Origin of the sequence: Sphingomonas molluscorum (genome assembly GCF_039522995.1) — a bacterium.
Lineage (GTDB): Bacteria > Pseudomonadota > Alphaproteobacteria > Sphingomonadales > Sphingomonadaceae > Sphingomonas > Sphingomonas molluscorum.
In genome coordinates this window covers 1-8046 of sequence record NZ_BAAAEL010000014.1, presented here as the reverse complement: position 1 = coordinate 8046, position 8046 = coordinate 1, and the positions used below count along the sequence as shown (strand labels likewise).

The window sequence follows — 8046 nt, the reverse complement described above, 5'->3', positions numbered from 1 at the left end:
ATCCCGGTCTCCTTGCGGAGCCTGAATCAGATCGCGACGCTCACATCAATGGGTCCTGACCCTAAGCCATCGCTCGCCAACATTTAGGGCGCGAGCGGCCGGAGGACATTTGCGCTTTCGCCCCCAGACGAGGCGCGCGCGCATGTCGCATCCAAAAGATCGTTACACCAGCAACTTGCTACTCGGCGCACTGTCGTCCGAAGACCTGGCATTGCTCAAGCCGTCCCTGACGCGCCAGAAACTGCATCGGGAGCTCGTACTGGTTCACCCTGATCAGCCGATCGAACACGTCTGGTTCCCAGAGGGCGGCGTCGGCTCCGTCGTGGCGCACAAGATTGACTCTGGTCCCACGGAAGTCGGCATCTTTGGCCGGGAGGGGTTCGTCGGTACACCGCTGCTGCTTGGCGCGGACACCTCGCCGCACAAGATCCTGATCCAGGTCGACGGGGCTACCGGGCTACGCATGGAGGCATCGCATTTCATGGCGGCCATAGGCCAGAGCGCCGCCTTGCGGACAACGCTGCTCCGCTACGTCCAGACCTTCATCATCCAGACCGCCGACAGTGCCATTTCGAATGCCCATCAACGCATCGAAGCCCGGCTCGCCCGCTGGCTGCTGATGTGCCATGATCGCAGCGACAGCGACGAGATCGCGCTGACGCACGAATTCATGGCGATGATGATCGCAGCCGAGCGATCGGGGGTGACGGTGTCACTGCACGTGCTGGAAGGTGCGGGCATGATCCGGTCCACGCGTGGGCGGGTTCTTATCCTCGATCGCCAGAAGCTCGAAGAACTGGCAGGCGAGGGCTATGGGCGCCCTGAAGCCGAGTACCGCAAATTGATCGGCCCGTTCGGCAAGGATGGACCTCGGGTGGTGGTTGGCGCCTGAGCCTTGCGATAACCGGGTAGCGGTAGTGGCCGCCCCCCGCCCCCGCGGAGTAATAACCCTGCGCCATCGGCGTACGATGCAGGCGGCGCAGCTTCAGGGGCACGATTCCAGCCACGGACGGGTGAGTCCTGGCGCATCGGCATCGACGAACACGTCGCCCCGACCCGCCCCCGGCCTCTCACTTCCCCACGCTAGCCACCGCCGTGCGATCATCGCGCAGCTGCAGGTACAGCGGCGTGGCCTTGGGCACTGCCAGGCTCGTGCCGGTGAACCCCTCCGGCACGCGCACCGGCTGGGCGAAGCCGCGATCGCTCGCCACCGCGTCCAGCAGGAACAGGTCGCTGCCGGTCAGGGTGCAGCGCTCCTGACCGTCCGCGCACGCCACGCCCGCGATCCGCGGGAGCCGGACAAGGGTGCCGAGCGGCGCCCAGGGGCCGGACGCCTCGCCCTGCACCACGCGATAGCGCAGCGGGCCATAGGCAGAGCCGCCCAGCGCCTCGGCCGGGGCGATGCTCGCGATCGCGATCGTCGCGTCCTGGAGCTTCACGGGCAGCAGCGTGGTCGCGCGGCCGTCCTCGGTCGCGACCTCCACCCTCTCGGTGCCGGAAAAGCGGGTCGAGCCCTGCCCCTTCAGCGCAAAGGTCAGCCGCGCGTCGTTGGGGATCACCGTGTCGCCCTCGATGCGGATCGCTAGCCCCTCGCTGCCGCCGCGCGCGACGGTGCGGCTCACCACCGCCGCCATCGGCCGCTGCGCCTCGACCGTGCCGTCGATCGACAGGCTGCGCCCGTCCGCCAGCACCGCCTTTGCCTGGAACGGCTGGCCCGCGGCCGGCGCCGCCACCGGCGCGGCCGCGCGCAGCACCAGCCGGTCGGCCTTGCCCTCGCGGCCGAGGTCGGCGGGCTCGAACACCGCATCGCCGACGGTCAGGCGCGTCACCTTCTCCAGCCGCGCGCCATAGAGCGTCGCCTCGGCATCGCCGGCGTGGAAGCGCAGGCGGTCGATCCGGCTCGCCTCGGCCAGCGCCGCGATCGCGATGCTCTCCGGCTGGGCGACGCCCTGCTGCTCGACCAGCAGCGTCATCTTGCCGGGCCTGGCCTTGGCGAGCGGCAGGGTGGCGGCGATGCTGCCGTCACCCGCGGCCTTCCACGCGACCTCCTGCACCGCCCCCGACGCATCGCGCAGCGAGAGGCGGGAGACGCAGGCGGCGGCACCGCCCTCCAGCGTCAGCGCATTATCGCGGCCGACGACCACGCCCGCGCCCTCGCCCGCGATCCGCCAGCCGCCCCGGGGCGGCTGCAGGCGGAAGCTCGGCCCGTCCATCGGGGCAAAGCCCCAGTTGCCGTGCAGCTGCGCCTCCACCGGCTCCTTCTGCCCCGCCAGCAGATTGGCCGCGACCACATAGCCGCCGCGCAGCGCGTCCGCGCGCGCCGGCAGGTCGACGGTGGCGCCGTTGGGGCCCTTTACCCGCAGCGCCATGGCGTGGGCATAGTCGGTCGCATAGACCAGCGGCGCGCCCGTCACCGGCAGCACCAGCTCGCCCGGCGGCGCGCACAGCACCTGGTCGGCACCGGCCCGCAGCAGCGGCGGATCGACCGGCCGCACCGGCGGCAGGCCGACGACCATCACCGACTTGGGGCTGGCAAAGGAGGGCGCGGTGTTGAGCAGCAGCCCCGCACGCTCGCCGTCGAGCTGCGCCAGCGCTGGGATATAGGTGAAGCGCGTCGTCTGGAACGCGCCGAACAGCCGCGCCACGTCGCGCACCACGCCGATGTAGGGGCTGTAATAGCCGTACCCGCCCTCGGGCGTGGCGGCGATCTGGAGCGCCAGGTCGGTCGGCGCCCCCACCAGCGTCTCGGCCAGCGAGGTGCGGGTGCCGTCGGTCAGCAGCAGCGTGTTCTCGCTCTGCCCCATGCAGGCGGCGCGCTGCTCGACCGGCTGTTGCAGGCACTCGTCGCGCACCTTGATGGAAAGCGCGCGGGTCAGCTGCTCGGTACGCGCCGGGATCTCGGCCGGGCGGTTGCGCTCGGCATCCTGGATGCCGTCCAGGAACAGGTCCAGCCGCGCCCGGTCGCGCGAGGCCTGGGAAAGCTCGATCGAGGCGCGCACAAAGGCGCCGGGCTGGCGCTGCACCGTGTCCACCACCGCGTCGAAGCCGCCGCCCGTCTCCGGCACCACGAACAGCACCAGCTGCTCGGCGCCCTTGGGCACCTCCAGGTCCAGGCTGCCCTTCTTGCGCTCCCAGCTTTCCGCCTTGAAGAACCAGCGCTTGGGCGGCGGGTTGGTGGCGCCGCGCAGGAAGGCGGCGACCAGCAGGTAGCGCACGCCCTGGCTCCCGGGCAGCTCGGCCGCGATCTTGATGCGGTCGCCCGCGGCGATGCTCGGCACCTTGGCGATCGGCAGGGTGGCGCCACCGCGGGTCACCGACATGCGCAGGGCCGGGCCGGGCAGGTCGAACTGCTGGCTTTCGGCCTGCACCGCGGCCGGCAGCACCATCGCCGCCGCCGCCAGAAACGCTCCGAACCGCTGGAATCTCATGCGCAACGCCACTCCCGATGATCCTCGGCACCGCTGCCGTGCCGCCGCCCGGTGTCGATTTTAGGGCACGTCCGGTACCAGATTGGTCCTCTCGCCGCCGCATCCCTCTTTCACTAAACCGTCACGGTGCCTAAGGACGGCCGCATCGGTGGGCAACGAAAGTCGGACATGAAACTCCTCGCGGGCAACTCCAATCTTCCTCTCGCGCAGGCGATCGCAGGCTATCTGGAGATCCCCCTCACCCGCGCGAGCGTCCGCCGCTTCGCCGACGAGGAGATCTTCGTCGAGGTGCTGGAGAATGTCCGCGGCGAGGACGTGTTCGTCCTCCAGTCGACCTCCTACCCCGCCAACGACAACCTCATGGAACTGCTGATCATGATCGACGCGCTGCGCCGCGCGTCGGCACGGCGGATCACGGCGGTGCTCCCCTATTTCGGCTATGCGCGCCAGGACCGGAAGCCCGGCCCGCGCACGCCGATCTCGGCCAAGCTGGTCGCGAACCTGGTGACGGTGGCGGGTGCCGACCGCGTCCTGTCGGTCGATCTCCACGCCGGGCAGATCCAGGGCTTCTTCGACATCCCGACCGACAATCTGTTCGCCGCGCCCGTCATGTCGGCGGACGTCGCCACCCGCTATGGCGAGCACAACCTGATGGTGGTCTCGCCTGACGTCGGCGGCGTGGTGCGCGCCCGCGCGCTCGCCAAGCGCCTGGGCAACGCCCCCCTCGCGATCGTCGACAAGCGCCGCGAGAAGCCGGGCGAGTCGGAAGTCATGAACATCATCGGCGACGTGCGCGGCCGCTTCTGCGTGCTGGTGGACGACATCGTCGACTCGGCCGGCACGCTGTGCAACGCCGCCGGCGCGCTGAAGGCCGCGGGCGCCGAGGGCGTGGTCGCCTATTGTACCCATGGCGTGCTGTCGGGCGGCGCGGTCTCGCGCGTCGAGAATTCGGCGCTCACCGAACTCGTCATCACCGACTCGATCGGCAACCACGACGTGATCGCCGGGGCCGAAAAGATCCGCCACATGACGATCGCCCCGCTGATCGCCGAAGCGATCCGCCGCATCGCCGAGGAAGCCTCGGTCTCCAGCCTGTTCAACTGATCGGGGGGCAGCCCTCCTTCCCGTGCTCCTGCGCAGGCAGGAGCCCAGGGTACCAAGCGACACCGTTCCTGGCTCTGTGCTCCTGCCTCCGCAGGAGCACAGGTTCGCCTACCGTTCCCGCTCGGCGATCCGCGCCATCAGCGTCGTGATCCGCAGCAGCACCAGCAGCCCCGCCGCGGCAAAGCCCGCCAGCGCCAGCACCGCATAGGCCAGCGTCTCCAGCGAGTCGGCGATGCGGCTGTCGGCCGCTGCCGACTCGCGCTGCGCGATCGCCTGTGCGACCTCGGGCGTCACCTTGCCCATCGGCGTCGGCTCCACGCCGGCAAAGCTGTCCTGCCGCGGATCGACGGGTGGGATGCCGTCGGGCGGCACCGGCCGGCTCACGAGGGAACCCGGCGGCAACGTCGGCCCGCGCGACAGCGTCGCCAGCGCCCCGATCAGCGCGAGCGTCGAAAGTCCGCTCAGCACCAGCATCGCGAAGCGGCCGAGCCGGTCGGCCATGCTCACGCGTGATCCTCGGTCAGCGGCGCGTTGCGCGGATCGCCCGGCTGGCGCGCCCCCGCATTGCCGCGCCGCCGCAGCTCTGCCTTCAGCGCCTCGGGCTTGGGTGCCCACAGGAAGCCGAAGCTCACCGTGCCCTCCTTGGTGCCCACCGCATGGTGGAGCCGATGCGCCTGCATGATCCGCTTCATATAGGCCGAACGCGGCAGGTAGCGGTGCGGCACCCGCTTGTGCACGATCACGTCGTGAAAGCCGAAATAGATCGCGCCATAAGCGGCGATCCCCGTCCCGATCCACGCCCAGCCCGGCCACCAGCCCAGCTGCACCCCGCCCAGGATCAGCACGAACGACGGCACCGCGAAGATCGCGGCATAGAGGTCGTTCCACTCGAACGCGCCGGTGCGCGGGCGATGGTGGCTCGCATGCAGGAACCAGCCCGGCCCGTGCATCAGCCAGCGGTGCGCGGCATAGGCGAACAGCTCCATGCCAGCCACGGTGCCGATGAACAGCGCGATGCCGATTGCCCAGTGCATGGCCGCGATATAGCGATGCACCATGATGAGTGCGAGACTTGGATGGACGCTGGTCGCCGCCTCGGCGGCGCTGGCGGGCTGCGCCCTGCCCGAAGCACGGGTGCGCACCGGCCTCGAGCGTGCCGGGCTGTCGCCGCGCGTCTCCGGCTGCATGGCGGAGCGCATGGTCGATCGCCTCAGCCTCGCCCAGCTTCGCCGCCTCGGCGACCTGCCGCACGCCCGCGACGCCCGGTCGCTGCCGGACTTCCTCCGCGAGGTTCGCGCCCTAGGTGATCCGGAAATCCTGGGCGTCACAACCAGTTCCGCCGCTCTCTGTGCGACGGGCCTGGCGGGCTGATCTTTATTGCGACCGCTTCGCAATCGCATCAATGGTGTTCAGGGGTGGATTTACCGCACGCGCTGTGCTTAAGGCTGCCGGAATTTTTCCGTTTCTCGAACCATGCGAGGCAGGAACTTCTCCATGAACATTCACGAATATCAGGCCAAGGAACTCCTCGCGAAGTTCGGCGCGCCGATCGCCGCCGGCTATGCCGCCTTCACCGTGGACGAGGCCGTCGAGGCCGCAGGCCGCCTCCCCGGGCCGCTCTATGTCGTCAAGTCGCAGATCCACGCCGGTGGCCGCGGCAAGGGCAAGTTCAAGGAACTCGGCCCTGACGCAAAGGGCGGCGTCCGCCTCGCCTTCAGCCTCGACGAAGTCCGCGCACACGCTGCCGACATGCTCGGCAACACGCTGGTGACGATCCAGACCGGCGACGCCGGCAAGCAGGTCAACCGCCTGTACATCACCGACGGTGCCGACATCGCCAAGGAATTCTACCTGGCGCTGCTGGTCGATCGCGCGACCGGCCGCATCGCCTTTGTCGTGTCGACCGAGGGCGGCATGGACATCGAGGAGGTCGCCCACTCGACCCCCGAGAAAATCCACACCTTTGACGTCGATCCGGCGACCGGCTTCATGCCGCACCACGGCCGTTCGGTCGCAGCCGCGCTCGAGCTGAGCGGCGACCAGGCCAAGCAGGCCGCTAAGGTCGCAGCCGCGCTCTACAAGGCGTTCGAGACCACCGACGCCTCGCAGATCGAGATCAACCCGCTGGCACTGACCGAGCAGGGCAACATCCTGGTGCTCGACGCCAAGGTCGGCTTCGACTCGAACGCGATGTTCCGCCACAAGGACATCGCCGAGCTGCGCGACGAGACCGAAGAGGATCCGATGGAGCTCGAGGCGTCGAAGTACGACCTCGCCTACATCAAGCTCGACGGTGACATCGGCTGCATGGTGAACGGCGCCGGCCTGGCGATGGCCACGATGGACATCATCAAGCTCAACGGCATGTTCCCGGCCAACTTCCTCGACGTCGGCGGCGGCGCCAACAAGGAGAAGGTGACGGCCGCGTTCAAGATCATCCTGTCCGATCCGTCGGTGAAGGGCATCCTGGTCAACATCTTCGGCGGCATCATGCGCTGCGACATCATCGCAGACGGCATCGTCGCCGCGGCGAAGGAAGTGAACCTGCAGGTTCCGCTCGTCGTCCGTCTCGAAGGCACCAACGTCGAGAAGGGCAAGGAAATCCTCGCCAACTCCGGCCTCGCCATCGTCCCCGCCAACGACCTGGGCGACGCCGCCAAGAAGATCGTGGCCGAGGTGAAGAAGGTCGCCGCCTGATCCACTAGGCGCTCCCGCCCACGCGGCGGGGGCGCGGAAGTTTAGGCTGAGCTAAGCGGAAACAGCCGGCCGCCCCGGGACAGACCTAGTACCCCGGCGAAGGCCGGGGCCCAGTTGGGAAAGCGGCTGCAAAAGGGCGCCACGCCCACCTCCCGTGCTCCTGCGCAGGCAGGAGCCCAGGGTTCCAAGAGCCCCCAGCGGTTGCTCTGCCGGACCCTGGATCCCTGCCTTCGCAGGGATACGGAGGATTTCGCGGAAGGCGCGTGCATTTCGCACCCGTCCCGCAAGCTCGACCAATTCTCGGGGCCCGCCCCGGCCAAGGACCGGGGCACCGCCTCGAACCATGGCCGCGGCGGGCCCCTTGCTATAGGGTCCCCGGCATTTCCGTTCACGGAGAGAAACACATGAAGCTGTTGGTGCCGGTCAAGCGGGTGCTTGACTATAATGTGAAGCCGCGGGTGAAGGCGGACGGGTCGGGCGTCGACCTGGCCAACGTCAAGATGAGCATGAACCCGTTCGACGAGATCGCCGTCGAGGAAGCCATCCGCCTGAAGGAAAAGGGCGTCGCCACCGAGGTGGTCGTGGTCTCGATCGGCGAGCCCAAGGCGCAGGACACGCTGCGCACCGCGCTCGCGATGGGTGCCGACCGCGCGATCCTCATCACCGCGGACGTGCGTCCCGAGCCGCTCGGCGTCGCCAAGCTGCTGGCCAAGGTGGTGGAAGAGGAGCAGCCGCAGCTGGTGATCCTGGGCAAGCAGGCGATCGACGACGACAACAACCAGACCGGCCAGATGCTCGCAGCCCTGCTCGGTTGGGG

General features: G+C 69.0%; 8 protein-coding genes. 5 read left to right on the top strand and 3 right to left on the bottom strand.

Going from position 1 to position 8046, the window contains the following annotated elements:
- Window positions 1-142: 142 nt before the first annotated feature.
- Window positions 143-892, top strand: a complete 750-nt coding sequence (locus tag ABDZ92_RS14295) for a Crp/Fnr family transcriptional regulator (protein WP_125962509.1) — start codon at window positions 143-145, stop codon at window positions 890-892.
- A 178-nt stretch (window positions 893-1070) separates the two neighbouring features.
- On the opposite strand, the gene ABDZ92_RS14290 is transcribed toward ABDZ92_RS14295, so the two are convergent.
- Window positions 1071-3428, bottom strand: coding sequence for a hypothetical protein (locus tag ABDZ92_RS14290; RefSeq protein ID WP_125962510.1), 2358 nt, complete (start codon window positions 3426-3428; stop codon window positions 1071-1073).
- Between the two features lie 168 nt (window positions 3429-3596).
- Between ABDZ92_RS14290 and ABDZ92_RS14285 the strand changes: the two genes are divergently transcribed.
- Window positions 3597-4532 carry a ribose-phosphate pyrophosphokinase gene (locus ABDZ92_RS14285; RefSeq protein ID WP_125962511.1) on the top strand — a complete coding sequence of 312 codons (936 nt, stop codon included), beginning with the start codon at window positions 3597-3599 and terminating at the stop codon, window positions 4530-4532.
- 108 nt (window positions 4533-4640) lie between these two features.
- On the opposite strand, the gene ABDZ92_RS14280 is transcribed toward ABDZ92_RS14285, so the two are convergent.
- Both ABDZ92_RS14280 and ABDZ92_RS14275 read right to left on the bottom strand, forming a co-directional pair.
- Entirely contained in the window at window positions 4641-5039 is a 399-nt protein-coding gene (locus ABDZ92_RS14280; RefSeq protein ID WP_125962512.1) for a hypothetical protein, read from the bottom strand.
- Complete coding sequence (locus tag ABDZ92_RS14275; protein WP_125962515.1) at window positions 5036-5566, bottom strand: sterol desaturase family protein; 531 nt, start codon at window positions 5564-5566, stop codon at window positions 5036-5038. Before ABDZ92_RS14275 ends, ABDZ92_RS14280 begins: the two co-directional genes overlap by 4 nt.
- Window positions 5567-5588: 22 nt before the next feature.
- Here ABDZ92_RS14275 and ABDZ92_RS14270 point away from each other — a divergent pair, with 22 nt between their 5' ends.
- From ABDZ92_RS14270 to ABDZ92_RS14260, 3 genes are all read left to right on the top strand, one after another.
- Complete coding sequence (locus tag ABDZ92_RS14270; protein ID WP_125962513.1) at window positions 5589-5903, top strand: hypothetical protein; 315 nt, start codon at window positions 5589-5591, stop codon at window positions 5901-5903.
- Window positions 5904-6026: 123 nt separating this feature from the next.
- Complete coding sequence (gene sucC, locus ABDZ92_RS14265; RefSeq protein ID WP_125962514.1) at window positions 6027-7229, top strand: ADP-forming succinate--CoA ligase subunit beta; 1203 nt, start codon at window positions 6027-6029, stop codon at window positions 7227-7229.
- A gap of 404 nt (window positions 7230-7633) precedes the next feature.
- The coding region (locus ABDZ92_RS14260) for an electron transfer flavoprotein subunit beta/FixA family protein (protein WP_343763552.1) at window positions 7634-8046 on the top strand (413 nt) is incomplete at its 3' end.

Coding starts and splice junctions, on each gene's coding strand:
- ABDZ92_RS14295 (WP_125962509.1), top strand. CDS start 143: ATGTCGCATCCAAAAGATCGTTACACCAGCAACTTGCTACTCGGCGCA.
- ABDZ92_RS14290 (WP_125962510.1), bottom strand. CDS start 3,428: ATGAGATTCCAGCGGTTCGGAGCGTTTCTGGCGGCGGCGGCGATGGTG.
- ABDZ92_RS14285 (WP_125962511.1), top strand. CDS start 3,597: ATGAAACTCCTCGCGGGCAACTCCAATCTTCCTCTCGCGCAGGCGATC.
- ABDZ92_RS14275 (WP_125962515.1), bottom strand. CDS start 5,566: ATGCACTGGGCAATCGGCATCGCGCTGTTCATCGGCACCGTGGCTGGC.
- ABDZ92_RS14270 (WP_125962513.1), top strand. CDS start 5,589: ATGATGAGTGCGAGACTTGGATGGACGCTGGTCGCCGCCTCGGCGGCG.
- sucC (WP_125962514.1), top strand. CDS start 6,027: ATGAACATTCACGAATATCAGGCCAAGGAACTCCTCGCGAAGTTCGGC.